The organism is Saccharophagus degradans 2-40 (genome assembly GCF_000013665.1).
In the GTDB taxonomy this organism is placed as follows: Bacteria; Pseudomonadota; Gammaproteobacteria; order Pseudomonadales; family Cellvibrionaceae; genus Saccharophagus; species Saccharophagus degradans.
This window is the reverse complement of the sequence record NC_007912.1, coordinates 1,124,882-1,151,048: the sequence shown is the minus strand read 5'-3', so window position 1 is coordinate 1,151,048 and position 26,167 is coordinate 1,124,882. Positions and strand designations below refer to the sequence as shown.

General features: G+C 46.0%; 22 protein-coding genes. 9 read left to right on the top strand and 13 right to left on the bottom strand.

The window, feature by feature from the left end:
- Positions 1–56 precede the first annotated feature (56 nt).
- The 9 genes from SDE_RS04680 to SDE_RS04640 all read right to left on the bottom strand — a co-directional run bounded on the left by SDE_RS04680 (position 57) and on the right by SDE_RS04640 (position 11,190).
- Positions 57–3,035 carry a TonB-dependent receptor gene (locus tag SDE_RS04680; RefSeq protein WP_011467372.1) on the bottom strand — a complete coding sequence of 993 codons (2,979 nt, stop codon included), beginning with the start codon at positions 3,033–3,035 and terminating at the stop codon, positions 57–59.
- A 380-nt stretch (positions 3,036–3,415) separates the two neighbouring features.
- On the bottom strand, positions 3,416–4,936 hold the full coding sequence (locus SDE_RS04675; protein WP_011467371.1) for a fumarate hydratase: 1,521 nt from the start codon (positions 4,934–4,936) through the stop codon (positions 3,416–3,418).
- Positions 4,937–5,088: 152 nt separating this feature from the next.
- Positions 5,089–5,835, bottom strand: coding sequence for a hypothetical protein (locus SDE_RS04670; protein WP_011467370.1), 747 nt, complete (start codon positions 5,833–5,835; stop codon positions 5,089–5,091).
- 14 nt (positions 5,836–5,849) lie between these two features.
- Positions 5,850–6,497 carry a urate hydroxylase PuuD gene (locus SDE_RS04665; RefSeq protein ID WP_041324236.1) on the bottom strand — a complete coding sequence of 216 codons (648 nt, stop codon included), beginning with the start codon at positions 6,495–6,497 and terminating at the stop codon, positions 5,850–5,852.
- Between the two features lie 182 nt (positions 6,498–6,679).
- Positions 6,680–7,261 (bottom strand): superoxide dismutase [Fe], encoded by a 582-nt coding sequence (gene sodB, locus SDE_RS04660; RefSeq protein WP_011467368.1) that lies wholly within the window; start codon positions 7,259–7,261, stop codon positions 6,680–6,682.
- A gap of 201 nt (positions 7,262–7,462) precedes the next feature.
- Complete coding sequence (gene groL / locus SDE_RS04655; protein ID WP_041324233.1) at positions 7,463–9,109, bottom strand: chaperonin GroEL; 1,647 nt, start codon at positions 9,107–9,109, stop codon at positions 7,463–7,465.
- A 53-nt stretch (positions 9,110–9,162) separates the two neighbouring features.
- A complete protein-coding gene (locus SDE_RS04650; protein ID WP_011467366.1) occupies positions 9,163–9,453 on the bottom strand; it encodes a co-chaperone GroES in 291 nt (96 codons plus the stop codon).
- A 174-nt stretch (positions 9,454–9,627) separates the two neighbouring features.
- Positions 9,628–10,104 carry an FxsA family protein gene (locus SDE_RS04645; RefSeq protein WP_011467365.1) on the bottom strand — a complete coding sequence of 159 codons (477 nt, stop codon included), beginning with the start codon at positions 10,102–10,104 and terminating at the stop codon, positions 9,628–9,630.
- A 111-nt stretch (positions 10,105–10,215) separates the two neighbouring features.
- Entirely contained in the window at positions 10,216–11,190 is a 975-nt protein-coding gene (locus SDE_RS04640) for a DUF481 domain-containing protein (protein ID WP_158303855.1), read from the bottom strand.
- Between the two features lie 184 nt (positions 11,191–11,374).
- On the opposite strand from SDE_RS04640, the gene SDE_RS04635 reads away from it, so the two are divergent.
- Both SDE_RS04635 and SDE_RS04630 read left to right on the top strand, forming a co-directional pair.
- Complete coding sequence (locus SDE_RS04635) at positions 11,375–11,668, top strand: MGMT family protein (protein ID WP_011467363.1); 294 nt, start codon at positions 11,375–11,377, stop codon at positions 11,666–11,668.
- Between the two features lie 30 nt (positions 11,669–11,698).
- Positions 11,699–13,285: an AmpG family muropeptide MFS transporter gene (locus SDE_RS04630; protein WP_011467362.1), complete on the top strand. Its 1,587-nt coding sequence runs from the start codon at positions 11,699–11,701 to the stop codon at positions 13,283–13,285.
- 28 nt (positions 13,286–13,313) lie between these two features.
- Here the strand turns inward: SDE_RS04630 and SDE_RS04625 are convergent, their stop codons facing one another.
- From SDE_RS04625 to SDE_RS04610, 4 genes are all read right to left on the bottom strand, one after another.
- Entirely contained in the window at positions 13,314–14,063 is a 750-nt protein-coding gene (locus SDE_RS04625; RefSeq protein WP_011467361.1) for a ParA family protein, read from the bottom strand.
- Between the two features lie 371 nt (positions 14,064–14,434).
- A complete protein-coding gene (locus SDE_RS04620; RefSeq protein ID WP_011467360.1) occupies positions 14,435–15,280 on the bottom strand; it encodes a histidine kinase in 846 nt (281 codons plus the stop codon).
- 2 nt (positions 15,281–15,282) lie between these two features.
- Positions 15,283–15,882, bottom strand: coding sequence for a 1,6-anhydro-N-acetylmuramyl-L-alanine amidase AmpD (gene ampD, locus SDE_RS04615; protein ID WP_011467359.1), 600 nt, complete (start codon positions 15,880–15,882; stop codon positions 15,283–15,285).
- A 355-nt stretch (positions 15,883–16,237) separates the two neighbouring features.
- The gene (locus SDE_RS04610) at positions 16,238–18,625 is read right to left on the bottom strand and encodes a DUF1631 domain-containing protein (protein ID WP_143710847.1); all 2,388 of its coding nucleotides are present in this window, start codon (positions 18,623–18,625) and stop codon (positions 16,238–16,240) included.
- A 328-nt stretch (positions 18,626–18,953) separates the two neighbouring features.
- On the opposite strand from SDE_RS04610, the gene nadC reads away from it, so the two are divergent.
- The 7 genes from nadC (at position 18,954) to SDE_RS04575 (ending at position 26,140) form a co-directional block, all read left to right on the top strand.
- Positions 18,954–19,799 carry a carboxylating nicotinate-nucleotide diphosphorylase gene (gene nadC / locus SDE_RS04605; RefSeq protein WP_041325263.1) on the top strand — a complete coding sequence of 282 codons (846 nt, stop codon included), beginning with the start codon at positions 18,954–18,956 and terminating at the stop codon, positions 19,797–19,799.
- Between the two features lie 54 nt (positions 19,800–19,853).
- On the top strand, positions 19,854–21,596 hold the full coding sequence (locus SDE_RS04600) for a hypothetical protein (RefSeq protein ID WP_011467356.1): 1,743 nt from the start codon (positions 19,854–19,856) through the stop codon (positions 21,594–21,596).
- A gap of 120 nt (positions 21,597–21,716) precedes the next feature.
- Complete coding sequence (locus SDE_RS04595; RefSeq protein WP_011467355.1) at positions 21,717–22,673, top strand: Gfo/Idh/MocA family oxidoreductase; 957 nt, start codon at positions 21,717–21,719, stop codon at positions 22,671–22,673.
- The gene (locus SDE_RS04590) at positions 22,670–23,239 is read left to right on the top strand and encodes an acyltransferase (protein WP_011467354.1); all 570 of its coding nucleotides are present in this window, start codon (positions 22,670–22,672) and stop codon (positions 23,237–23,239) included. The genes SDE_RS04595 and SDE_RS04590 overlap by 4 nt, the downstream gene beginning before the upstream one ends.
- 95 nt (positions 23,240–23,334) lie before the next feature.
- Positions 23,335–24,033, top strand: a complete 699-nt coding sequence (locus SDE_RS04585) for a hypothetical protein (RefSeq protein WP_011467353.1) — start codon at positions 23,335–23,337, stop codon at positions 24,031–24,033.
- 12 nt (positions 24,034–24,045) lie between these two features.
- Positions 24,046–25,167 carry a DegT/DnrJ/EryC1/StrS family aminotransferase gene (locus SDE_RS04580; protein WP_011467352.1) on the top strand — a complete coding sequence of 374 codons (1,122 nt, stop codon included), beginning with the start codon at positions 24,046–24,048 and terminating at the stop codon, positions 25,165–25,167.
- 16 nt (positions 25,168–25,183) lie between these two features.
- Positions 25,184–26,140 (top strand): glycosyltransferase family 2 protein, encoded by a 957-nt coding sequence (locus tag SDE_RS04575; RefSeq protein WP_011467351.1) that lies wholly within the window; start codon positions 25,184–25,186, stop codon positions 26,138–26,140.
- Positions 26,141–26,167 lie beyond the last annotated feature (27 nt).

The following is a 26,167-nucleotide window of genomic DNA, read 5'->3' as shown; positions in this document are numbered from 1 at the left end:
TAATGTGCATTCTTTTGGTTGGGGCCAGTGTTAACCGTAACCCCAACTGGTTTTAATTACATAATTTTCACGTTAACGCCCAACTGGAATGAGGTACCAAAATCTTCACCGCTGTACATCATTTTCCCATTGCTGTATTCATTTCCCGTGTAGTAGCGAACTGAACGATCACCAGTTAGGTTTAGCGCATCAAAATAGACGCCAATCATATCGGTGACTTTCCACGTTGCCTTAAAGTCCAAACCAAAGGTGTTGTCTTCGTAAACGTCGGCCCACTTTTTACAACTTTCAGGAATGATTGCACCATTACCACCAGCCTCAGCTCGTGCAGCAGCATCAGCGATATCTTGAGCTTTATTGGCAGCGGTACAACTACCTATTTGCTCAAGTACGGCACTGCGATAGTTGCCAATCAAACGTACAGAAACGTCGTCGTTCTCCCAACCTACCGTTAGGTTAAGGGTCTCATCCGCTTGGAATGGCAAGGCAATTTTATCTTCGCGAACGGTACTACCTACATCAGCACTACTACCGATAAAAGTAGCGTTACTCTGTATAAACAAACCGCTATTGAAGTATTGAGAGTAGGTCAATTCAAGACCATAAACGTGGGCCACTTCGCCGTTAATGCTCATGTTTACATCGTCATAAACCTTTCCTGGTATTAAGTTCAACGCAGGAGAGCTTTCATTAATCGTCTCAACCGGAACATAAAACGGCAGATCTTCCAAGCTCATTTCCTGCCCGCGAACCTCTGCAATAAAACCATCAATTTGCTTGGCAAATAATGCAGCCTGGAAGTACAGGTCATCACTCGCATACCAAGTTAAAGAGGTATCCAAGTTTGTGGCGTATTGAGCCTTCAAAGACGGGTTACCTATTTTTAAGGTATTCGCCTTACCTATAACAGTGTTTGCCTTAACGGCCTCATCCGAGCTCCAAGCACTATTTAAGTCAGTAGGGCGATCATCACAAGTCAAAGAAGTTTCTTCGACAGCATTAGCATCGCACAGTATTACCCGACCACTAAATTCAACTGACGCACGTGAATCTGAGAAATTTGGACGGGTGAAACTAGTCCAAAGGGCAGCACGCACGAGCAAGTCGTCGCGAGGCTCATACTTCCAGTGAATACTTGGCAGAAAGTCACTGTATGTCGTCTGGGTATTTGTCAACGGCACAACAATATCGTCGGAAGTCGCCGACGAACTATCTTCGTTTCTATCCCAACGTATAGAAAAGTTTCCGGTAGAGTCGAACGTAGTTGTTTCGTATTTACCACCAACGATTAACGTAGAGTTATCTGAAGTGGCAAATTCCGCCATTAAATAAATATTTTGTACGTCTTCAGTAAGAACATAATCGTCTTTAACGCTATCTTGATCGTTATTGTTCTTATCGAACTCTGTTGCCGCCGTTTTAGTAGCGTCGATAAGGTACCGAGCATCATCGTAAGTTATGAAGTTATGACGGATGTCCGCATGGGCCGGCTCAAATGTTTCGAAATCACCTAATTCAGACGACGCCAAATCAAAACACAACTCTGGATCTTCAGCCGCGGGACAACCGATAGAAGCCTTATCCGAAGGAATTACACTCCAGCGATCTTTGTTTCGATCGCGCTCTCGATTTTTAACCGTGCCACCAAATTTAATGTAATTAATCTTGCCGGTTTCAAATTCTTTTTTGATGTCAATTTTAAGCTGACTAACATCATCAGTACGGAAACTATCTTCGATAAAAAGGTTATCAAAACCCATGTCAGGTTGCTGACGAGAACCATAGTTATAAGGTGCGTTACTCAGCACCTGATCCACCCCAGCAAGATACTCTAAGTGGTCACGTTCAATTGGCATACTCCAAAGATAATTTGGCCCCCAGCCACCAATCATAGGCATATCACGCGCTCGAAATTGAACACGAGAAGCACCGGGCTTATCCCACTCTCCTTTGGATACAGACAGGTCGTATTCTATTTCCCAGCCATTATCAAAATTGTTTTTACCACCAATAGCTACGGAGTCTGTAGTAGCTACGCCATCCTGTATAAAGAACTGATGCTGTAGTTCGGTGCCAGCAGCACCCATGATCTTATTTTCTACATCCAGCAATACAAATTCACTTGCACTGGATGTATCAAAACGGCTGTACTCTCGTAGTGCCACGTCCAAATCTTGATATGAGGTGTGGCTTAAACGTAAATAGTATTCGCTGTTATTTGTGGGGCGGAAACCAATATCTAAAGAGGCCGCATTACGAGTACGCTCCCCTTCCTCTTGCTTCGCCTCAAACTGATAAGGAACCAAAGCTGTGGTATTACCATTTGTGATATAACGTGCATCTGTAGTCGAATGATGACGAACTTCATAGTTCACAGAGTTCCGCTGCTCGGTAGACACGGAATAGCCAATACCTATGCGATCATCAAACAATAAATTAGTACCAGACAAAGAAATCTTAGGCGATAACTGATCTTTGTACACCTGGTTATTAACTTGAGCTTTTAATTTAAGAGTGTCACGTTTTTTATCGAAGGCTGAAACTGTTTTAACGTTTACCGTACCGCCAATAGAGTTCAAATCTTGATCTGGAGTGAGAGACTTATACACCTCTATAGAGCCAAGCATATCAGCTGGAATTGCATCCAGAGCAAAGGCGCGACCGTCGCCACCACCTGATGCCAATTCAGAACCGTTCATGGTGACCGATACGAAATCTGCCCCCAAACCACGTACGTTTACGTAGCGCCCTTCACCTTCACTTTTTTGCAAGGTAATACCGGGCAAACGCTGTAGCGATTCTGCAACGTTTTGGTCGGCGAAGTTGCCGGCGTCATCTTGAGAGATAATCGAGCTGAACGCGTCTTTACTGCGCTCTGCTTCTCGGGCGTTTAGATCCGCGGCTTTAACACCGGTCACAATCACTTCTTCTAGCTGCGCGTCTGCCGAGCTATCGGACTGCGCATAAACTAGTGCCGAAGGAGACAAGCCCAGAGCAATGGCAAGAGCCAGCGGCTTAACCTTTAGGTTATTCATTATTATTACCCCACTTGGATATTATTAGTGCAAAGCTTTGTAATTGTTCTGACCAATACTCTCACATAGTGGCAGACCAATCAACACATTATGGAATACCAATTAGCGATATGACAATTTGTGATTAAAACACTGGTTTATTATTGAAAAGTTATAGTAGGAAGACGCCAAAACAGACGAGAGTGCGCTAAATAATTGCTCAAAAGTGGGGCTTTAAGGGGTTTTCGGTCAAAAAACTAGTCTAAGCGACAAGCCACTACCCCTAAACGAGTGTTTTAAAATGGGGGTATTTAAAGGGATATAACAGGAGATAGAGCTGCTTACAGCCAGAGAGGGAAAAGCGGCCTGACCAATCAAGCCGCATTCGTGGAATTAGAAAACTATTTGATACTTAAAGCTTGCTCTTCAATTTTAGCCTTCCAAATTTTAGGGCCAGTCTCGTGCACAGCTTCACCATTGGTATCGACGGCCACAGTTACAGGCATATCTTTTACTTCGAACTCGTAAATGGCTTCCATTCCCAAATCTTCGAACGCCAATACCTTAGAAGCTACAATCGCCTTAGATACAAGGTAAGCAGCGCCACCTACGGCCATAAGGTATACCGCTTTGTTATTGCGAATAGCCTCTATACCTGCTGGGCCGCGCTCGGCTTTACCCACCATGCCGATAAGACCGGTTTTTTCCAACACGGTTGCCGTAAACTTATCCATGCGTGTAGCTGTTGTTGGGCCAGCAGGGCCAACAACCTCATCGCCAACAGGGTCTACAGGGCCAACGTAGTAGATAAAGCGGTTAGTAAAATCAACCGGCATGGGTTCGCCTTTGTTGATCATATCCACCAAGCGCTTATGGGCGGCATCGCGGCCTGTAAGCAACTTACCGGAAAGTAAGACTGTTTCGCCGGGCTTCCAATCGAGTAGGTCGTCTTTTTTAACTTCGTCGAGGTTTACACGGCGCACGCTGTCGCCCACCTCCCATGTTACTTCCGGCCAATCGTCTAAGCTTGGGGGCGTTTGCAAAGCAGGGCCAGAACCATCTAGCACAAAGTGCGCATGGCGCGTTGCTGCGCAGTTTGGAATGATGGCTACAGCTTTGTTTGCCGCGTGTGACGGGTAGTCTTTAACTTTAATATCTAATACCGTTGTTAAACCACCCAAGCCTTGAGCGCCAATGCCCAACGCGTTAACTTTGTCCACAAGCTCTAAACGCAACTCTTCAGCACGGTTAGATGCGCCACGCTCGCGTAAATCTTGAATATCGATGGGGTCTAGCAAAGACTCTTTCGCCAACAGCATGGCTTTTTCGGCAGTACCGCCAATACCTATACCCAACATACCCGGCGGGCACCAGCCAGCGCCCATTGTAGGCACCATTTTTAACACCCAATCTACAACGGAGTCGGATGGGTTGAGCATGGCAAATTTAGACTTAGCCTCAGAGCCACCACCTTTAGCAGCGACGTGAATATCAATAGTGTTGCCTGGCACCATTTTGTAGTGGATTACCGCAGGCGTGTTGTCGCCGGTGTTTTTACGCGCACCGTCTGGATCATCCAAAATAGACGCACGTAAAACGTTTGATGCTAAACCGTAACCGCGGCGCACACCTTCATTAATAATATCGTCAAAGCTCATATCGCCTTCTACGCGTACATCCATACCCACGTTAACAAATGCAGTTACGATACCGGTATCTTGGCAAATTGGGCGGTGGCCTTCGGCACACATGCGGGAGTTGATAAGAATTTGAGCCATCGCATCTTTTGCGGCTGGGCTTTCTTCTTTTTGATACGCTTCGTAAACCGCATCAATAAAATCTTTGGGGTGATAGTAGGATATAAATTGAAGCGCATCTTCGACACTGGCGATGATGTCTTCTTGGCGAATTACTGTAGTCATTTTCTCATCCAATTAATTTCGGCGTGCCAATATTTTACACGCACAAATCACTTTCTGCAGGCTTTGCGAGGTTTTATAGGTAAAACTTTGTGGGAAAGGGGTGTTCGAAGGATACCCGCCCTATTATAGGGCGGGGTAGAACTAACGGGCGGTTACGGCGTTGTTGATGTGCCACCACTTTTTAATTGCAGCAAATCGCGGTTAACACTTACACGAAAGGCGTCAATCGCTTCTATAGCTTGCTCGTTCGACTTGGTGCGCTTGGCAGTTTGCTTTTGCTCAGATTCCATCAAATTCAACCGATCAATAAGTGCCTGCATTTGCGTTTGCAGGTTACCTTGTTGCTTATCTACGCTGGCAAACGCGGCCTGCTGAGCATCCACTACATCGCTTAATACTTTTAGCTCTGTTGAGGATGCCTTTAAAGCCTTATCCACTTTACCCTGTATGCCGCCGGTTTTCTTTTCTAGGGCTTCAATAGCGCTTTCGCTGGCTTCAATTTTTTTGCGGTTAGTATCGTAAGATACGCCCCAAAGCTTTCTAATTTCTGAATCCGCCCACTTAAGCTTAGCTTGCATAGCGGCCATGGACGCATTGGATTCATCACCAGTGAGAGCCAACTGGCCTTCTAAGTCGACTATGCGCTCTTCGGCCAATTTTAGGCTTTGCTGGGTAAGCATAAACTGCCAATAGACAAACCCAGCTAGCCCCAATGCGGTTATTGCTAGCAGTAAAGCAAACGGTGCCAGTTTAGATTTAACCACTACCGGACGCGACGAGACAGGCGTACCAACGGCTGGCTTTCTGCCTGCGGTTGGCTGCTGGCGCTGCCGCGCAGAAATTTCATCCTGCTCTGGTCGAATGGCAGACATAGTGGGTTCTTTTCTATCGTTAGTCATACTTACCTACGCTGTTAAAGAAATAGAATAAGACAGAAGCATACTGCAGCTAGCGCTAAACTCATGTGAATAACACCACGAATGGTAGCGATAGGCCCAGCTTTACCAAACATACCGTTAAGCTGCAGTAAGCCAATCAAACCAATAGCCAACCACAAACCTAACCCACCGCCATTTACGGCTACAAGATGATCTGCACTGTAACCAAGGTGTGGCGAGCCCAACATACAAAACAACATGGGGGCAGAAAAGAGCGTGTTGGTGCGAGAAGCTAACGCTGCTTTTGGCGCAGCCACACTTGCATCACCTTCGGCTAAACCTAAAACAACCTTCTGAGCAGGCCAGATAATAAGCCATACATTCAGAAACATAAGGGTGCCCATAGTTGCACCCAAAATGATGTAATCATTCAGAGCGCTATTGTGATGTACACCGCCATACAGCAATACACCCGTAATAAAAGTGAACATTGCCCCCCAGCGAAACCACCACAATGCGCGCGGGGCCAGTTTTGCTTTGGCATCAGCCAGCGCTGCAGGTTCCGCTTGTTTAAAATACTCAGCCTGCACAAAGTTAAAGTAGTACAGCATACCTATCCAAGTTACACCGAAAAGTACGTGTGCCCATCTAAATAGGAAATCGACAATCGCCATAGTTTCCATTTTTCACCCCTTATATTTTTATGTACGCACAAATTGGACTCAGTGTCTTTTGGCGCCAGTTATTGCCCAACGTTTATACCAGCACAGCCCGCGCTTTTAAAGCAATAGCCATAAAAAAACCCGCCATGCACAGGGCAAAGGCGGGTTTTTGTGCCGTTGATTGCTTTAATAGCGATATCGACTTATGCGAAGTTTTGGTTAGCAAAGTCCCAGTTAACCAATTTCCAGAACGCACCTAAGTAGTTAGGACGGCTGTTGCGGTAATCGATGTAGTAAGCGTGCTCCCAAACATCAACAGTCAACAGTGGCGTAACACTGCTATCAGTTAATGGCGTAGCGGCGTTAGAGGTGTTTACAATAGCAACAGTGCCATCTGCTTTTTTCACCAACCACGTCCATGCAGAACCAAAGTTGTTAATTGCAGAGTTAGTGAACTCTTCTTTAAACTTTTCGAAAGAACCAAAAGCAGCAACAATTGCTTCACCAACTGCGCCAGTCGCTTCGCCGCCGCCGTTAGGGCTTAAGCAGTTCCAGTAAAAGGTGTGGTTCCAAATTTGTGCAGCGTTATTAAATACACCACCAGAAGAAGTTTTGATAATTTCTTCTAAGGTTTTGCCTTCAAATTCTGAGCCTGGCACCAAACCGTTTAGCTTATCTACGTAGGTTTGATGATGTTTGCCGTAGTGAAACTCTAAAGTTTCTTCGGAAATGTGTGGAGCTAGAGCGTCTTTTGCATAAGGCAATGCAGGAAGTTCAAAAGCCATGTCGGTTTCCTTTTACATTAATGAGTGACAAAGAGGTGTACAAGCCGTAAATAATACACCGGTATAGACCTATTATTCGAATGCTGATTTTAAAAATAACAAATTAAATGCGCGCATTCGATTAAAACACAAAAAAAAGAGCGGCTAATAGCCGCTCTTTTTAACTAACTAAACGTTAGCACAAACAGCGGAAAGGCTGGCTTACATCATGCCGCCCATGCCGCCCATTCCACCCATGCCACCCATGTCTGGTGCAGCAGCGCCGCCTTCAGAAGGCTTGTCAGCAATCATTGCTTCGGTGGTGATCATCAAGCCGGCAATTGAGCCTGCAGCTTGAATGGCAGTGCGCGAAACTTTAGCTGGGTCAAGAATACCAAACTCAAGCATATCGCCGTATTCGCCAGATGCCGCGTTAAAGCCGAAGTTGCCTTCGCCGTTTTTAACTTTATCTGCAACAACAGACGCTTCGCCGCCAGCGTTAGAAACGATTTGACGCAATGGCGCTTCAAGAGCACGGATAGCAATACCAATACCAGCGTTCTGGTCTTCGTTGTCGCCTTTAAGGTCGGCAATTGCCGCTGCTGCACGGATAAGCGCAGTACCGCCTCCAGGTACAACACCCTCTTCAACCGCAGCGCGTGTTGCGTGTAACGCATCTTCTACGCGTGCTTTTTTCTCTTTCATTTCAACTTCGGTCATGGCGCCAACTTTAATAACGGCAACACCGCCAGCAAGCTTAGCAACACGCTCTTGAAGTTTTTCACGATCGTAATCAGAAGAAGTTTCTTCGATTTGCGCGCGAATTTGAGCAACACGAGATTCGATATCTGCAGCAACGCCTGCGCCATCAACGATAGTGCTGTTTTCTTTGGTCATGGTTACACGCTTAGCAGAACCTAAGTGCTCCAAAGTAGCGCTTTCTAGATCTAAGCCCACTTCTTCAGAAATTACGGTACCACCAGTTAAGATTGCAATATCTTGCAACATCGCTTTGCGACGGTCGCCAAAACCAGGTGCTTTACACGCAGTCACTTTAACAATACCGCGCATGTTGTTTACAACCAAAGTAGCTAATGCTTCGCCTTCTACGTCTTCAGCAACAATAACCAATGGCTTGCCAGACTTAGCAACAGCTTCTAATACTGGTAACAATTCGCGAATGTTAGAGATTTTTTTATCAACAAGCAGAATGTATGGCTGTTCAATTTCAACGCTCATGCTTTCTTGGTTGTTGATGAAGTAAGGAGAAAGGTAACCGCGGTCAAACTGCATACCTTCTACTACGTCCAATTCGTTCTCTAAGCCGCTACCTTCTTCTACAGTAATAACGCCTTCTTTACCCACTTTGGCCATTGCTTCTGCAATGATGTCGCCAACGTGAGAATCGCTGTTTGCAGAGATAGTACCAACCTGAGCGATTGACTTGCCATCTTCACATGGTTGCGCGATAGATTTGATGTGAGCAACAGCAGCGTTAACAGCTTTGTCGATACCGCGCTTTAAATCCATTGGGTTCATGCCAGCAGCAACGGACTTTAGGCCTTCGTTAACAATGGCTTGAGCCAATACGGTTGCAGTAGTAGTACCGTCACCAGCATCGTCAGACGCTTTAGAGGCTACTTCTTTAACCATTTGTGCGCCCATATTTTCGAATTTATCTTCTAATTCGATTTCTTTCGCAACAGATACACCATCTTTAGTTACAGTCGGTGCACCAAAAGACTTATCTAATACTACGTTGCGACCTTTAGGGCCTAAGGTAGTTTTTACAGCGTCGGCCAAGACATTTACACCAGCCAACATTTTTTGACGGGCTTCGTCACCAAACTTTACAATTTTCGCCATGATTAAGGCTCCTTAAAAGACGTTTAACAAATGATGTTTAGGGGCGGAAATGCGGCTTATTCCACAATCGCTTTAATGTCGGATTCGCTAAGAATTACCAGCTCTTCACCATCTACTTCGATAGTGTCGCTACCGGCGTACTTGCCGAATACCACAACGTCACCCACTTTTACGTCCAATGGACGCACATCACCACTATCCAACACTCGGCCAGAACCGATGGCAATTACTTCACCTTGGTTTGGCTTTTCTTTAGCAGAACCAGGTAAAACAATACCAGATGCAGTAGTAGCCTCTTCTTCTTTGCGGCGAACCACAACACGATCATGTAAAGGACGAATTTTCATCGACTTTCTTCTCCAATTAGCGTTTATCACACTGAATGATCCCGAATACCGGGAAACTGGTTTATGTTTGCGGCCAACCCGACAAGCGGGGCAACCACATTAAAAGCTTGTGCTCACCAAGATGGGTATGGAAATTTGGATTTCAACACCTAGATGAATAATTTTTATAGGAATTTAATCGTCTTCTCGACGAAACTCACCGTCAATCACGTCAGATTGCGAGCCACGAGGGTTACCCTGCGGACCGTTGAACGTATCTGATTGCTTACTTGTGTGCTGAGCGCGACTAAACGTTTGAATATTCACCGCCCGCGCCAACACGCCACCGATCAACGCTTTGCGAACACCAGGAATAAGACAACAAAAGCCAATCGCGTCGGTCACAAAGCCAGGGGTGAGCAACAAGGCGCCCCCCACAGCTAAAAATATCCCCTCAACCATCTCTGTGGCGGGTATTGCGCCCTCATTCATCCGCTGACGAGCTCGCATCAATGTGGCAACACCTTGGCGGCGCAGCAACGCCATACCTACCATCGCGGTGAGTAAAATAAGCCCAACGGTACCCCAGCCACCAATGATTTTACTGGCCTGAATAAGCACCATTATTTCGATAATGGGCACCACGATAAAAAGCAAAAACAAAATACGCAAAATGTCTTCCTAGCCTAGGCAACCCCTAGGCCAAATGGTATGAATTAATTAACTGTAGGTGTTAGATGGGGGCGATATTGCTGTTTGCAATGCCCCTGCAACTGCTGCGCGCTACCAGGCGTAGCCCAAACCAAAACGCAGCATGGAATCTTCCTTTACTGTGCCCTCTGGCGGCAGGTTATCGTAGTCGTATTCGTATTTAATGTCGGCAGAAACACTTTTACCAATGGGCATGCGCAAGCCCGTTTCTGAATCTATTTCCCACTGCTGGCCATTATCCAACGATTGCAGGAATTTATTCTTATGGTAAAGCGCAATGGAGAGAGGGAACTGATAGCGGTAATTGGTTGAAATTCGCCAAGAACCCGTTTGCCGAGTGTCTTGCTCAACAATACTGGCATCAAACTTTTCGTCGGCATACTGAGCACCCAGCTCGATAGATAGCGCGCTGCGCTGGCGCTCCCAAAACTGGTAACCCACCCCAGAGCCTAACGTGGCTTTTTGCTCGATATTTTTGGTCTCGTCCATTAGCGCGCTTAAATCTGCAAACCAGAACCATTGTGGCTTGAAAAACCAATCTAGCGAGTATTGCGCTTCAGCTTCGTGCAGTAGCGGCCCAAGGCTCACCGACTCTTGCTCGTACTTCAAACCCACTTCATGGCGAAAGTCAGCGTGCCGCATGGTTACATCTGTGTCGATCACCCAATCTTGCTGCTGCTTGTTACCAGTGGCCTGCGAGCCCACGATCGTCAACTTACCCGCATATTGGTGTAAGGTATCGCGGTAGCCTTCGAAGCGCACAATTTCTTCGATGGCCAAAAATGGAATGTCGGTTAACGAGCCGTCATCGCAGGCAAATTGCGCGAGGTCATCCTCTAAGTCAGCCCAATAGCACGGCTCTCGCTCGCCGCGTAACTTTAACGCCATAGAGCTTTTCATATTCTTCACGTTGGTTTTGGCTATGCGAAGCTCACCCAGCAAGTCAGACTGCCAAATAACCTGTGTTTCGTTGATCGACGAGATTTCGCCTTTAATGGTGTCGCCATTCACTAGGGTTAACTGGCCAGCCCAAGTATTGGCTGCCATAAGCAATGTGCCTAAAACACCTATTCGAATAAATAATTTTTTCAAAGGGGAAGCAGTTTTATAATTAGAAGTGTAACGTGGTATGGTGAAACCCATTAAAAACAGTACCTTGATTGAATACAAATATAGTAGCCAATATGTAGCTACTTAGCTAAAACAGTATAAACCTTACCCAGAAATACGAATGTCAAAAGACGCAATTTACATTGCACTCGCTCAAATCCCACAGGGTAAAGTAGTAAGCTATGGCGAACTTGGCCGCCGCGCAGGACTAGCGAACGCGGGCCGTTATGTGGGCACCACTTTAAAGCAGCTGCCCCCTAATACGCAATTACCTTGGCATAGAGTGGTCAACAGCAAGCGTGAGCTTTCGTTCCCAGAAGGGTCTGAATGCCATGTGCGGCAAAGGCGGCGTCTTGAAGCCGAAGGCATAGTATTTATTAACGGTCGCATCGACAAATCTAACTTTATTAATTAGTGCGCAGCCACTCACGAGCCCTCGCCACTTATGCATAATCGCACCTTCTCAGACACCCTACTACTTTACGCAAACCGGCGTGTGGCCAGTATTTTTGTACTAGGTATAGCCAGTGGATTACCCTGGGTAATCATTGGCTCGTCACTCACCCTGTGGCTAAAAGAAGCGGGCATCAGCCGGTCTGAAATAGGCTTTGCAGGGCTTATTTTTACCGCCTATGCGGCAAACTTTTTATGGTCACCGCTTGTTGATCAATTAAAAATACCCGCGCTACAAAAGCTTGGGCAGCGCAAAAGCTGGTTACTCGCCTGCCAGTTAGTGCTTGTTGGCAGCTGTGTTTTAATGAGCCTATGCGACCCCGCCAGCAATGCCAAACAACTGGTATTGTTTGGTTTGATGGTCGCTATGGCTTCCGCGACACAAGATATAGCCATAGACGCCTACCGCGTAGATAGCTTTGCGCCACAAGAACGTGAATACATATCTGCTGCAGCCGGCGCCGCCACCGCAGGCTGGTGGACAGGCTACGCGGGGTTGGGCTATATCCCGCTTATGCTGTCGGATTTAAACTGGAGCTGGCCTGAGCTATTTTTACTGCTGGCGGCAATGTGTGCGGCGGTATGCGCAATTGCCATGTTCGGCCCCAAGCCCCAATACTCTGGCAACGCCAATCAGCAGGAACTCTATAGCGGCTACTTAAAAAAAGTGAGCCACTGTAACCAGAGCAATAAGCTGCAACTAACCGCCTATTTACTACTGCCCTTCCTTGCCATAGCTTGGACAGTGGCTGGTAGCCCAGGCCTGCCAGCCTCTATTACGGACTCCCCCCGTTACATTTGGCTATCCGTATGCGTAATTGTCACCCTAATTACTACTGCAGGCATTAAAGTGGCGGCGCTGGATAAGGGGGCAACCCAGCAACTTCAACCTAGTGCGCTAGACAAGCCCTTAGCCTGGCTATTGCTCTCTTTAGCTGCACCTCTGCGAGACTTCGTGATGCGCAACGGGCTGCAAGTAGCCTGCGCTATTTTTAGTTTTATTCTGCTGTTTAAGGTTGGTGAGGCGTTTCTAGGGCGCATGTCGATTGTGTTTTATAAAGAGGTCGGCTTTAGTAACACCGATATAGCCAACTACTCGAAGATGCTAACGTGGATTGTCACAATAGTATGCTCACTAGCTGGCGGTATAGTGAATGCTCACTTCGGGCTTATTCGGGGGCTGGTGGTAAGCGGCTGCGCAATGGCGCTTACCAACCTTATGTTTGCTTGGATAGCACTCGCAGGCCCGGAGATTCCGCTGTATGTAGCCACGATTATCTTAGATGGGTTTGCACAGGCCTGGTCTACCGTCGCCTTTGCCAGTTTTATAGCCCTGCTGTGTAACCACAACTTCTCAGCAACTCAGTATGCACTTTTGGTATCGATAGGTAATTTAGGACGCACCACACTGTCATCTTTTAGTGGGCAAGCTGTAGATTGGTTAAACGGCAACTGGCCGCTATTTTTTGTGCTAACTACGCTAATGGTAATTCCAAGCTTGCTTATTCTGCGCTGGTTAAGTCGCAACCTGCCAGATGTTGGCCAGCATGGCAGCCGCGCAAGCAACAAAGGGACATAACTTTAAGGCAATATAATGACGGAGACCGCTAGATTTGCCCTTTGCACAGCCTAGCAATTTCCTTCCACATTTTTTGATAGGCCACTGCCGCCCTGCCACTGCGATCATAACTTGTTAGGGGCGCGCGGCGCTCACCCATTTGCTCTGCACCGCTATCCACCGGTATCCAGTTTTTTAACATTGGAATAGGCAGTTTTTTTGCCTGCCCGAGTGTTTGAATATGGATGCGCCTGCGCATATCCACCATGGTAAAGAAGCCGCGAATATCGGCTGGCCCACCCTTCACCCCTTGGTAAAACGCCATTAACTGCTCCATAGCGCGTATAGACAGGGGGCTGGGAATCATGGGCACCAAGACTAAATCCACACCACTTAGCAAATATTCGACACTTGGCGACAAGCTTGGCGGGCAATCGAATATAAGCACCGAAGCCTCTTTGGTAACAGGCTCTACCATTTTTTTCAGCAAGCGCTTGGCGCCTGCTTGACCGGCTAGCTCGGTATCGGCCTTGCGTAAACTTAAATCGGCGGGCACTAAGGATAGGTTCGGATAGGGAGTAATCACCTCCATAGACCCCACGGTTTCGCCCTTGCTCACCATGCGGATAGCCTTTTTGCGAGACTGATCCCCACCAAGGTACCAACTTGCAGCACCCTGTGGGTCCCAATCCCAAAGTACGGTGTTTTTACCGGCCTCTGCAGCTAAATACGCGAGGTTTACAGCAGACGTTGTTTTGCCTACCCCACCCTTCAAGTTATAAATCGCTATAGAAATCATATGCCTACCAAGCTAAAACCAAGCTAAGGCGCGCCAAACAAAAGCTAGCAAGTAGCCATTACGCACCAATGACTGTGCAATGTTTATACACTTGATAATAGCAAGAGGGTGGCAAGGTAGAAAGTTTATAAGCAGAAGGAATAAAAATTGGGCTTACCGGCCGGCCTTAAGGGGAATTCAGCTCGGGGGTTAGGTGCTAAGTTCTGCATCCATGCACAACAAGGAGAGCTGTATATTTATACAGCCGGCCGATAAGTAATTCCATCATAGGCCGCTTGATTAGGGGGGTCAAGAAAAACCTACGCCCCAATAATTAAAAATACCTATAACGTGTAGCTGCAGCCCTTACAGTGTAAGCAAGCACTCACAAGCTAGTGCACCACAATAATGATTAATGCTGCACTCGCCAACCAGAACCACAGTGTACGTTTATACAACTTAGACAGTAAATCCAATTCTTTTCGGGTAACCTCGCAGGATTGTGTAAGGTTTTCATCTACTGACAAAGCCCCAAGAATTGACTGGGTTAAAACCTCCTGCGATGACCGCTTGAAGCAAATCAAACACTCTTTTAATCGGTTGTAACACCCTACAAAGTTGCCCGTAAATGCAAAACTTAACCCCAATAAGCGGGTAACTGGCCATTCCATTGCCCACAAACACTTTGCGGGTAGGTCTTCGCTAGGGCGCTGCTGGCAATAAATAAATAATAAGCGGTAGAGCAAAGCCACCACAGGGCCGGTAATTAAAAACCAAAAAATTATTACAAAGCTGCGTTCAAAACCGCGGTAACCGGCCTCGGTTAACACCTGTTCGTGCAATGCGGACCAATCGCCTTCGTCTACTCCGTCGGTATGCACCCCTAACCTTTGCGCCCTTTCCATCGCCGAAGGCCAATCTTCAACGTAACAGGCCTTGGTGTATTCAGACACAATATTGGTAAATTCACCCCGCCCCAAGCTGTAAAGCATTACCACCACACTTATTGGTAGCAACAACCAAGCAGACACGGCGCCCACCGCTTCGGCGAGTAGCCAGACACATAAAACCGGCACAAGTACTGCCACCAACCAAGTGTATTCCCGAATTGCACTGGCTTTTAAGCGGGCCTGCAAGCCATCGCACCATTGCACAAACCAGCCATCTTTATGCAAGGGGTTTTCTGCACCCCATACCTGTACAAAGGCAATCGCTATGATAAGTGTGAGTAAATCCATGATTAATCTCTTTCCTGCAGGCGTTTAGCTAATTCGCTTTTATAGTTTTGCCAGTCAAATGCTTCACCTGGGTCGGTTTTGCGCTCTGGCGCTATGTCGCAATGACCCACGATTCTATCCAGAGTAAGTTTTGGGTATTTATCGAGCAAAACAGCACTCAACTCCACCAAGCTTGTGTATTGCTCTACAGTGTACTCGAGGCTATCAGTCCCCTCCAGCTCTATGCCTATTCCAAAGTCGTTACATTCCTGCTCGCCATTAAATGCCGATCGTCCTGCATGCCAAGCCCTGTCGTCAAAAGATACAAACTGAGTGACATGACCATGGCGGTCAATAAAGCAGTGGGCAGAAACTTCTACTTCAGCAATGGTTTCAAAATAAGGGTGGTCACTGGGGTTAAGCTTGTTAAGAAAGAACGCTTCTACGTAGCCACCACCAAACCCGCCGGGCGGAAGGCTAATATTGTGAATAACCAACAAGCTTACTTCGCTACCGGGCGGGCGGGCATTAAAGTTTGGGGAAGGGAGTTTAAGTGCTTTTTGCCACCAGCCTTCTTCAATGGCATTCACACTAAAGCGTTGGGACTCTATGCTGGATGTCACGACCTGCCCTCTATTTTGAATAGCAGACCATAATAACGGCAACCTTGGAGGGAGAACAATCTGAAATTAAAGGGGCCTATTTAAAGGCCCCTCAGGCTGATGACAAACCAGACTCAGGTAACTCAGCGAGTAAATTCTTAGGGTGAAAGATCAAAAATGCTCAATTCATGGACGAATTGAGCAAGTTATAGGGACATATTCATACGTTTTTTGAGCTTTCACCCTAAGAATTTGCGGATTTAGAAGGATTAAACTCTTCGCAAAAATAATAGAGGGGTTTATCAATAAACTGAGGGGCCTATTTAAAGGCCCCTTAACTAAGACAATTAGCGGAATAGCACTAAAGCTAGTAGCTTTAATTACGAGGTTTACGCATACCACTTACAACCGTTTCTAGCGCTCTATCGAATAGCACGCTGTTATCCAACGCTCGCAAGCGGTTTTTCTTAAGCGCCAACGCCAACTCTTGTTGCGTTTTTTCGGCCACTTTCATGCCATTGCGGTTAACAAATATATATTTACCTGTTGGCTTAATAAATGCTGCTAATCGACAACGCACCACACTATTTTTGTCATCCACCATTTCGAACCAAGCACCTTGCACAAAGCCGGCAACCTGGCGCATATCGGTATCGGTATCAGGCAAATCATTTGGCGCTACCGGCGCGATAGGTGCCGCTGGCGCTGGGCTTGCAACACTTACAGGGGCCGCGGGCTGAGTTGGCGCAGCAGCTTGCTTGGCAGCCGGCTGAGGAGCTTCAACTTTTGGAGCAACCGGTGCAGGTGCAGCAGTTTTGGCCACAGGTGCTGGCTTAGCTGGAGGCTCTTCGTTTTGCGCTGGCTGAGGTGCAGCAACCTGAGGCTTGGCCGCAGTAGTTTTTTGCACTTTACCCGCAGGTGCGCGGCGCTTAACTTCTACGCCACGAATACATGCTAAATGCACATCCTCTAAAGATTTAAATAAAGTGGACATTTCATACGGGTTAAACGAGATGCTATCGAACCCTGCACGCAAGCGTTTCAATAAATCTGGCACCAAGCGAATCAACTGCTTACGCTCTTCATCGGTAGCTGGAATCTTCACACTCCAAACCAAGTCTTCCAAGGTTTTTAAGCTTCCCAACCAAGCTTCAGATTTATAACCGTGCTTTAGCGAAGTAACAAAAAGTACATTGCTCCACACACTATCGATAAGCTGGTAAACAACTTCTGGCAAGGCTTCATTAACTGTACGCAGTTCAATTTCTAGCGCTACCGTGGCGCGTGCCACTTCAGCTTTAGCTTTGCCATCTTCCGCATCAAGGGTGCGGCGCTCTAACACAGCCGAACGTCGTTTCTCTTTTTCGATAAATGAACTGAAGTCAGCAAGCAAATCTGAAAAGAGTGACACATCAGTGTCAAACTCGTTTAATAACTTGCGAACGATTTCATCCATTTTACGGTAAAGCGGGTCGCGCTTACCGGTTTCGCTATCTCCCTGCCAGCCCAATGCCGCTTTAGACATCTCGCTGAGTAGGCGACGAGCAGCGTGCCCGCCTTTGGTAAAGAAGGATTTATCAAGCAGCGCAACTTTTATAACCGGTATTTGCATACGGCTAATTAACGCCTTCATGGGCTTGGCGAGATTGCGATCGTCTAAAATAAATTCAAACAGCATGTTAACGAGGTTGATTACTTCCTCATCCATCCGTGCTATTTGGGTATCTGTGCCACCTTGACGCTGCTGTATATCAGAAATTAACGCGCGTACATTAATACCAGAAGCAGACGTAGTAGCAGGCATAGGCAAACGCTGCGCCAGCGACAATACATTGAGCAAACCCGCGCTACTATTGGACTGAGTATTGTTGCCGAACAAACCTTGCAGCGCGGCAATCACCTCTGGGCTGAGGTGAGACTGAGTTGCAGACTCGGCTACCTGAGACTGCAACTGACCAGACGGATTAGCGCGACGATCTGGCGTTCCCGCCTGACGCTGTTCTTGTGCAGGCGCTTGCTGATCTGATGAAGGGGCAGCGGCGTTTTGAGGAACCTGACCTGCGTCGCCGGCGCGATCGGAAGCCCTGCGACCGTGGCGCTGGCCTGAACGAGTAGCTGAACTTAGAGAGGGTAAAACATTGTGATCGACCAACAACTGGTTGATGGCACCATATACTTCGCCCAACCCAGCAATAACAACTTTGTCGAATAGCTTAAAGAGGATTAATTTGGCTTTAATGCCAACGTCCAGCTTCTTCACCTGCGTCATAATTGTTTGACACAGTAAATCTGGCCCTACAGGGTTGTTCTTTTGATATACCTTAACCGGAACCAAACTATCTAAACGAAGGCTAATTTGTTGTACAGCCTCGCCAAACTCTGCATTTGCTCGGTTAATTGAGTTATCTAACGCGACCATTTCTTCTAAGTCGTCGTTTTCAACTAGCGACAAACCGTCTACCGTAAAATCATCAGCGGAGGCACTCGCTGCGGATTCGCTAGGGCTGACAATAAGCGCAGCAAATGCGTCTTCTAAGGCTTCGGTAAAACGTTTTTCAATACCGCGACGCTGCACGCGCACTTCGCGCATAGAGTCAAAAAAGAGGTTTTGCTCTTGGTTTGAGTGAGCCTTATCGGCCATTTCGAATAAAGAATCGTCAGCGCGATCAAAAAAGACCTTTAGCTTTTGAGCTAACAGCAACTGACTTTTTTCGTGTACAGCGTGCACTGGCGCTGGCAAGCGTGCCAAGCGGGCTCTGGTCATTCTGTGACTCTCAGACTCCAAATGTACCACTTTAGGGGAGATCTTGTGCTTGGTATTCTCGGGCACGAACCGCCTCCTCATAGAATAGCGAAAGTTGGTGGGCGCATTGGCACCCTGTACCTTGGAGTATAATCCAACCATACTTTTCTCCTAGTGGATATTGCTGACAGCGAGAATTGCATCACAGACCTAGTACTAAAGCGTGATTAAATCGCATTATTTTGATTTTCACGCCAAAAACGCTTGCCCCTTAATTAGTACCCCGCAGGCGGCAGTGCGTTATACTATGCGGCCTTCAGCCAAATTCATCTTAGTTATAAGCAAGCCCATGAACATACAATTAGACTCTATACGTGCAGACATCACCCGCGCCGTTCGCGAAGCCCTAGCCGAAGATATAGGCGACGGCGACATTACAGCCATGCTAATCCCCGGCGATCAAATCAACACCGCCGAGATTATCACCCGCGAAGATTGCACTTTATGTGGCCAAGCATGGCTTGAAGAAACTTTTGCCCAACTTGGCGGCTTAGACAGCATTGAGTGGCACGCACAGGATGGCGACCAAGTAACCGCTGGCAGCAAGCTTGTCACCCTAAGGGGCAATGCCCGCCGCCTGCTTACCGGTGAGCGCACTGCCTTAAACTTTATTCAGCTGCTTTCTGGCACCGCCACCAAAGCGCACCAGTTCGCGCAATTACTACCGAACAGCAACATTAAAATACTAGACACCCGCAAAACCATTCCCGGCCTGCGCACCGCACAAAAATACGCCATAACCTGCGGCGGCTGCCACAACCACCGCATAGGCCTTTACGATATGTTCCTAATTAAAGAGAACCATATAGCCGCTTGCGGCGGCATTACTGCGGCAGTAGAGAAGGCACGGGAGATTGCGCCAGACAAACGCGTGGAAGTGGAGGTAGAAACAAGGGAAGAGCTGCTAGAAGCCATTGCGGCGAGGGCGGATGTGGTTATGTTGGATAACTTTGATGCCGATTCACTGCAATATGCAATGAACCTAGACAAACATAACACTCAGTACGAGCTTTCCGGTAATTTGGACTTAGAGAATTTAAAAACAATTGCCAGTCTTAATATCGACTTTTGCTCATTTGGCGCGCTAACCAAACATGTTAGCGCGGTGGATTTATCTTTGCGGGTTCATAGTTAAGCAACAGAGCAACTGCGGTGCAAGTAAACTGGGGTCTACAACGGAATCCTAAGCATGCAAAAGATTGCCTCCATCACAACCTTGATTGTTACGATTTTAGTAACAGCTATAATTTACATACCAGGGACATCCAGCCCACTGCAACTTGACTCCCTAAAGCTGTACCAATTAGAACGCATATACAACAAAAGCGGCCTAGACATTTCACTGCAGGATATCAAATTTGGGAATAACCTAGGAAGATATGTCTCACAAGCAAGCTTTTACCTAAACATCCACGCAAGCTCCAAATTAGATTCCGCTAATATAAAGAGAACCAATTTAGCCATTCACTTGGCTTGCGGGGTGCTAATATTCCTCTTTTCGTTGAACATCTCAGGAGCAACTAATTACTCTCCGCACAAGTACACAATAGCGGCAATTACATCAAGCCTGTGGCTGCTAGCCCCCATGAATATAAGCAGTGTTTTATATGCCGTTCAAAGGATGACCCAACTCGCCACATTGTTCTCGCTTGCCTCGCTAATCTTATACCTTCAAAGCAGAAAGTACTTCCAATCGAAAGCAGCATCACATAAAGGAATCATGTGCGCTTTACTATCAATTGCGGCATTCCTATTAGCAATCCAAAGTAAAGAAATAGGGGTATTAACTATAACGTATCTAATTCTCATTGAACTGCTCATTTTCAGAGTTAGACCTAGTTCAAAATTCATTTTCCTAGGCTTGGCAGCTTGCATTATCGCTGCAGGAGCTTTGCTACAATTCGCTCAACTACCGGACTACTCTGAAAAGCCATTTACTTTAGCAGAACGCCTACTCACCCAAACTGTAATTGTATCTGAGTACGTGCAAAACCTAATACTTCCCACCTCAATAGAGATTGGTATCTACCAAGACAATCACACAATATCTAAATCACTCACAGATCCAATAAGCACCCTGCTTTGCACCATCGCCATAGCATTAATAACTACAGCCTGCTTATTTTTTTCTCGCTTCAAGTCCACATCTCTACCCGTATTTGGGGTGCTGTTCTTTTTTGCAGGTCACTTACTAGAAAGCACAATTCTACCAATAGAGCTGTATTTTGAGCATAGAAACTATGCCCCTAGCATTGGGGTGTACTTAACTTTAAGTCTATTAACACTAGGCTGCGGCCTTAAATACGGTATAAAGATTCCAGCGCTCATCCTATCAGTGTATATCGCAGCATTTATAACAATAGATATACTTAGAGTCAGCAACTGGAACTCACCGCAACGAGCACTGGAACTTTCTGCTTACAGAGAGCCTCCATCTGGTCGAGCTTTGAGCAATCTCGTGCAACTACACTTAAACAAAGGAGACGTATCGCGAGCACGGAAAACGCTCAACTATCTGATCGAATCTGTTCCTGAACGCAGGTTTTCTGCACTACTACAAAGCATGTATATAAGCTGCTTAACGGGTATCCCTCCACAAGAGCAAATCTACAATCAGCTTACTAACGCTGTATCCGTTTACTCTAAAATTGAAGCTTCACACGCTATCAATAACGTGATTCATGCAATAGAAAAAACAAACTGTACAAGCATCGACCTAAACAAACTAAGCGACAGTCTGCTAAAGCACTCCGAGAGGACTCGCTTGCCGGCTTCATCAAGCTGGTATATTGACTACTATATTGCAAAGATCTACTCTCTCCAATCCACTAGAAAAGCAATAGATTATCTTTATCAACTAGGTCTTTCGGGGAACGATAAAGCACTTTTATATGCAGAAGAGCTTGCAAGTGATCAACAACAGAACCAATAACTCGCATATAAACGAAGCGTAACTCCCATACAGTTTTAGCCCGTTAACCACAAAGGTAATAACGAGAACCCGACTGAAATTTGCTAAACTAAACGAAAGCGTCCAACAAAAGTAACCACTATGAAAACTCCACCTTTAAACTTTGCGCTCCTGGGCGCGGCCGGCTACATTGCCCCTAGACACATGGAGGCTATCAGAGCTACAGGAAACAAGCTTATCGCGGCCCTCGACCCGAGCGATTCGGTAGGCATTATCGATAGCTATTTCCCTGACGCGCACTTTTTCACTGAATTTGAACGCTTCGATAGACACATAGAAAAAATGCGACGTAAAGATAAAAGCAATAGTATCGATTACGTTAGCATATGCTCCCCCAACTACCTTCATGACGCCCATATTCGCTTTGCGTTCCGCTCTGGAGCGGCAGCCATCTGTGAAAAGCCGCTCGTTTTAAACCCATGGAACCTAGATGGACTACAAGACATTGAGCAAGCTACTGGACGCAAAGCATACAATATATTGCAGCTTCGGCATCACCCAACAATAATGGAGTTGCACCAAAAGCACGCCAACAGCGAGAAACATTTAAACATTGACCTTACATATATTACCTCTCGCGGCAATTGGTATCTTCATTCTTGGAAAGGCGACGACTCCAAGTCTGGGGGAATAGCAACTAACATAGGGGTACACTTTTTTGACATGCTAGGCTGGATCCTCGGGAAGCACATATCAACAGCCGTATACTTAAAAACACCAACAAAAGTTTCAGGAACAACCCAATTTGCCAAAGGAACTGTGAGGTGGTTCTTAAGTATTGACTCAAATGATCTCCCCAAAGTAGCTCTAGATAAAGAACAACGAACTTTCAGAAGTATTAAAATAGATAATCAAGAACTAGAGTTCTCAGGCGGATTTACAGACTTACATACCACCAGCTATAAAGAGATTTTGGCTGGCAACGGCTTCGGGCTTGAAGACGCAAGACAGTGTATCGAGATAGTCTACGGTATTAGAGAAGCCAAAATATCCGCACTTTCCGGAGACTACCACCCCTATCTAAAAGGCTCCCAATGAGTATTAGCATACACCCCTCGGCAATCGTAGATAACAACGTTAAAATTGGTCAAGGAACCAAGATTTGGCACTGGACACACATATCCTCTGGAGCCTCGATAGGGGAATTCTGCACTTTAGGTCAAAATGTATATATCGCGCCCAATGTTCATATTGGTAATCATGTGAAGATACAGAACAACGTGTCGATATACTCAGGTATAAACATACACGACAACGTCTTCATTGGCCCTAGCGCAGTATTTACAAACGTTATTAACCCACGAGCTAATATAGAAAGAAAACATGAATTTAAAACAACCACTATAGAAGAAGGAGCTTCCATCGGCGCCAATGCCACAATAATCTGTGGCAATACAATTGGAGCATACAGCTTAATCGGCGCTGGAGCGGTTGTAACCAAATGCATTCCAGCCCACGCCCTTGTGCAAGGAACCCCTGCGAGACAGCAGGGATGGGTAAGCAAAGCTGGCCTGAAACTAGCAATTAAAAACAATAGAGCACTATGCCCAGAAACAGGGGAACGCTATATACTAAACGAAGGAATTCTAACACCAGCTTATTAGTCTATAAAATACAACTCTTCAACGCTCCCCCACAAAGAGCGGAACAGAAAACCAACTCAACACGAAACATAAGTATCTATTTGTTGGAGACAAGAATGACAGCGTCCAGACTATCGGCCTTTTTCATTCACCTTGCAATTAGCGCTGGGATATTTGTAATACTATCGGGCATTATTTATTTCTATTTGTACCCAGGAGTTTTGTTCACTACTGACGGAGGATCACAGGGGATAAAAATAATAGCTGGCGTAGACCTAGTAATCGGCCCCCTGCTCACCCTTATTATATTTAACCCTAAAAAAGATAAGCTGAAGCAAGACCTTTTCGTCATTTGCTTCCTCCAGACTGCTCTTTTAATTATAGGCATGCATCTCGTATACAACGCACGTCCAATCGCAGTTATTTTCTCTGACGGAAAATATCACACCATGTCCAAGGCATCTTTTGATTTACATGGACTCGACTATACTGTACTAGACACTCATTATTTTCGGCCTACGTACTATATTATTCCACCACTACAAGACGAAGATGAGGCAGCAAAAGAAACTTTCAACCAACTTACAGAAGGTCCCATTTATCTAAAGGTGGACCGATATCTACCCTATCAAGATAACTGGCATCACATTAAAAACGCTATGCTCCCAGAGGCCAAAATAAAATCCTTTGGCCTACCTGAGAAAATATTAAGTGATTTTTGGGTACTACCCTTTGAAGGAAGATACTATCAAGATTACGTATTAGTAAATAAAAGTAACGGCATGCCAATCCGCAAATTAAAAACAGCTCTATAAGGCAACCAAACAATGCAGTTTGTCGACCTCCAAGCACAATATATATTTTTAAAAACTAGTATTGACAATGCTATTAGACAGACACTTGAATCAGCAACATTCATTCAAGGTGAACAAGTGCATAAACTTGAAGAAGAATTATGCGAGTACAGTGGAGCCAAACACACCATAACCTGCGCCAATGGTACCGACGCCATCCAAATTGCTCTAATGGCACTTGGCATTGGTGCAGGAGACGCCGTGCTCACAACGAACTTTTCATTTATTGGTACAGCCGAACCAATAGCATTACTAGGCGCCACGCCTGTTTTTTGCGACATAGACCCCAAAACATTTAATATTTCTATTGCAGATTTAGAGCAAACAATAATTAATATCCGCGAAACCACCGCTTTAAATATAAGAGCCATAATAGCTGTTGATATTTTTGGCAGCCCAGCAGATTATGAGCCACTGCAAGAGGTAGCGCATCGCTACGGCCTCACCCTTATATCTGACGCTGCACAAAGCCTTGGGGCAGAATATAAAAATAGAAAAATAGGTGGAGTGTGTGAAATTACAACTACGAGTTTTTTCCCTGCCAAACCTTTAGGCTGTTACGGAGATGGGGGAGCCATTTTTTGCTCAGACGCCCCGCTTGCTGCAACAATGCGCTCTATTGCTGCACACGGAAAAGGAAGCCACAAATACAATCATGTACGCGTGGGCCTCAACAGCCGTCTAGACAGCCTGCAAGCAGCAATCTTATCTGTAAAATTACAAAATTTAGACCGAGAAATAGAACGCCGCAACCAAATAGCGGATCATTTGCTTGCAGCATGTTCAAGCACTAGCCTAACCCCGCAAAGTGTGCCAAGTTTCGCTACTAGCGCCTACGCCCAATTCTCAATCAAAGCCCCAGCAAACCAAAGAAGCGAAATCATAACTCACCTCAACAAGCAAGGCATTCCAACACAAATTTATTACCCCTCGCCACTTTCGTCTTTTGATATATGGAACACTCAAGAACACAAAACCACCCCAATCACCTATAATCTATGCGAGAACATATTTAGTATCCCCGTACACCCCTACTTAAGTGATTACGAAGTAGAAACGTTAGCCAAAGCGCTTAAGTCAATTCAACGCATATAGCAAAAGTGGAAAAGCAATGTATAAGAATCAAACTCTAGCAATCGTTGTGCCCTGCTACAATGAAGAAAGCCAAATAGTTAAAGTGTTAAGCACACTGCCAGAATATGTTGATAGAGTTTATATTATTGACGACAAAAGCCTCGACAAAACTGTAGAGGTAACTCAAAACTGGATCTCCACCAGTGCCACCCCTGAAAAATATTTACTTATAGAGCACGAAATCAATTCTGGCGTTGGCGCAGCGATAGCAAGCGGTTATAAACAAGCCGCTGCAGAGGAGGTTGACGTAGCCGTAGTTATGGCCGGCGATGCGCAAATGGCACCTGAAGATCTTCCCGACATACTTGCCCCAGTAGTAGATGAAGGTTACGACTACTCCAAAGGCAACCGTCTCTTTACTGGTGACGCTTGGAATATGATTCCGCGGGTTCGCTATATTGGAAACTCCATACTATCACTTCTTACGAAGATCGCCTCAGGCTATTGGCACATAGCAGACTCTCAATCGGGGTACACAGCAATAAACAAAAAGGCCCTCAAGACCATTCAATGGGATGAGATGTACAAGCGCTACGGCCAACCGAATGACCTACTTGTCAAACTAAATATTTACAACTTTAAAGTTAAAGATGTACCAGTAGCTCCTGTTTATAATGTTGGCGAACAGTCTGGAGTAAAACCCATTCGAATGATTCCTCGCTTAGCCTTTTTGTTATTGAGATTATTCGTATACCGAATGAAAGAGAAATACATAATTCGAGATTTTCACCCCCTACTATTTTTCTACCTATTTGGTTTCATCTTATTTATACCCGGCGCACTATTAGGCCTAGATTTAGTTATAACCCGAATGCTTGGCTATGCAGTTGCAGATACTAGTGCACTGTTCGCTGCGTTTCTTAGTATTATGGGTGTGCAATTTTTACTATTTGCCATGTGGTTTGACATGGAAAGCAATAAAAACTTAAAGTAAAACCATGGAATGACTATCATAGGCTAG

Excerpts from the sequence above, each read along its gene's own strand:
- SDE_RS04680 (WP_011467372.1), bottom strand. The coding sequence starts at position 3,035 with ATGAATAACCTAAAGGTTAAGCCGCTGGCTCTTGCCATTGCTCTGGGC.
- SDE_RS04675 (WP_011467371.1), bottom strand. The coding sequence starts at position 4,936 with ATGACTACAGTAATTCGCCAAGAAGACATCATCGCCAGTGTCGAAGAT.
- SDE_RS04670 (WP_011467370.1), bottom strand. The coding sequence starts at position 5,835 with ATGACTAACGATAGAAAAGAACCCACTATGTCTGCCATTCGACCAGAG.
- SDE_RS04665 (WP_041324236.1), bottom strand. The coding sequence starts at position 6,497 with ATGGAAACTATGGCGATTGTCGATTTCCTATTTAGATGGGCACACGTA.
- sodB (WP_011467368.1), bottom strand. The coding sequence starts at position 7,261 with ATGGCTTTTGAACTTCCTGCATTGCCTTATGCAAAAGACGCTCTAGCT.
- SDE_RS04650 (WP_011467366.1), bottom strand. The coding sequence starts at position 9,453 with ATGAAAATTCGTCCTTTACATGATCGTGTTGTGGTTCGCCGCAAAGAA.
- SDE_RS04640 (WP_158303855.1), bottom strand. The coding sequence starts at position 11,190 with ATGGCAGCCAATACTTGGGCTGGCCAGTTAACCCTAGTGAATGGCGAC.
- SDE_RS04635 (WP_011467363.1), top strand. The coding sequence starts at position 11,375 with ATGTCAAAAGACGCAATTTACATTGCACTCGCTCAAATCCCACAGGGT.
- SDE_RS04630 (WP_011467362.1), top strand. The coding sequence starts at position 11,699 with ATGCATAATCGCACCTTCTCAGACACCCTACTACTTTACGCAAACCGG.
- SDE_RS04625 (WP_011467361.1), bottom strand. The coding sequence starts at position 14,063 with ATGATTTCTATAGCGATTTATAACTTGAAGGGTGGGGTAGGCAAAACA.
- SDE_RS04620 (WP_011467360.1), bottom strand. The coding sequence starts at position 15,280 with ATGGATTTACTCACACTTATCATAGCGATTGCCTTTGTACAGGTATGG.
- SDE_RS04610 (WP_143710847.1), bottom strand. The coding sequence starts at position 18,625 with ATGACCAGAGCCCGCTTGGCACGCTTGCCAGCGCCAGTGCACGCTGTA.
- nadC (WP_041325263.1), top strand. The coding sequence starts at position 18,954 with ATGAACATACAATTAGACTCTATACGTGCAGACATCACCCGCGCCGTT.
- SDE_RS04600 (WP_011467356.1), top strand. The coding sequence starts at position 19,854 with ATGCAAAAGATTGCCTCCATCACAACCTTGATTGTTACGATTTTAGTA.
- SDE_RS04595 (WP_011467355.1), top strand. The coding sequence starts at position 21,717 with ATGAAAACTCCACCTTTAAACTTTGCGCTCCTGGGCGCGGCCGGCTAC.
- SDE_RS04590 (WP_011467354.1), top strand. The coding sequence starts at position 22,670 with ATGAGTATTAGCATACACCCCTCGGCAATCGTAGATAACAACGTTAAA.
- SDE_RS04585 (WP_011467353.1), top strand. The coding sequence starts at position 23,335 with ATGACAGCGTCCAGACTATCGGCCTTTTTCATTCACCTTGCAATTAGC.
- SDE_RS04580 (WP_011467352.1), top strand. The coding sequence starts at position 24,046 with ATGCAGTTTGTCGACCTCCAAGCACAATATATATTTTTAAAAACTAGT.
- SDE_RS04575 (WP_011467351.1), top strand. The coding sequence starts at position 25,184 with ATGTATAAGAATCAAACTCTAGCAATCGTTGTGCCCTGCTACAATGAA.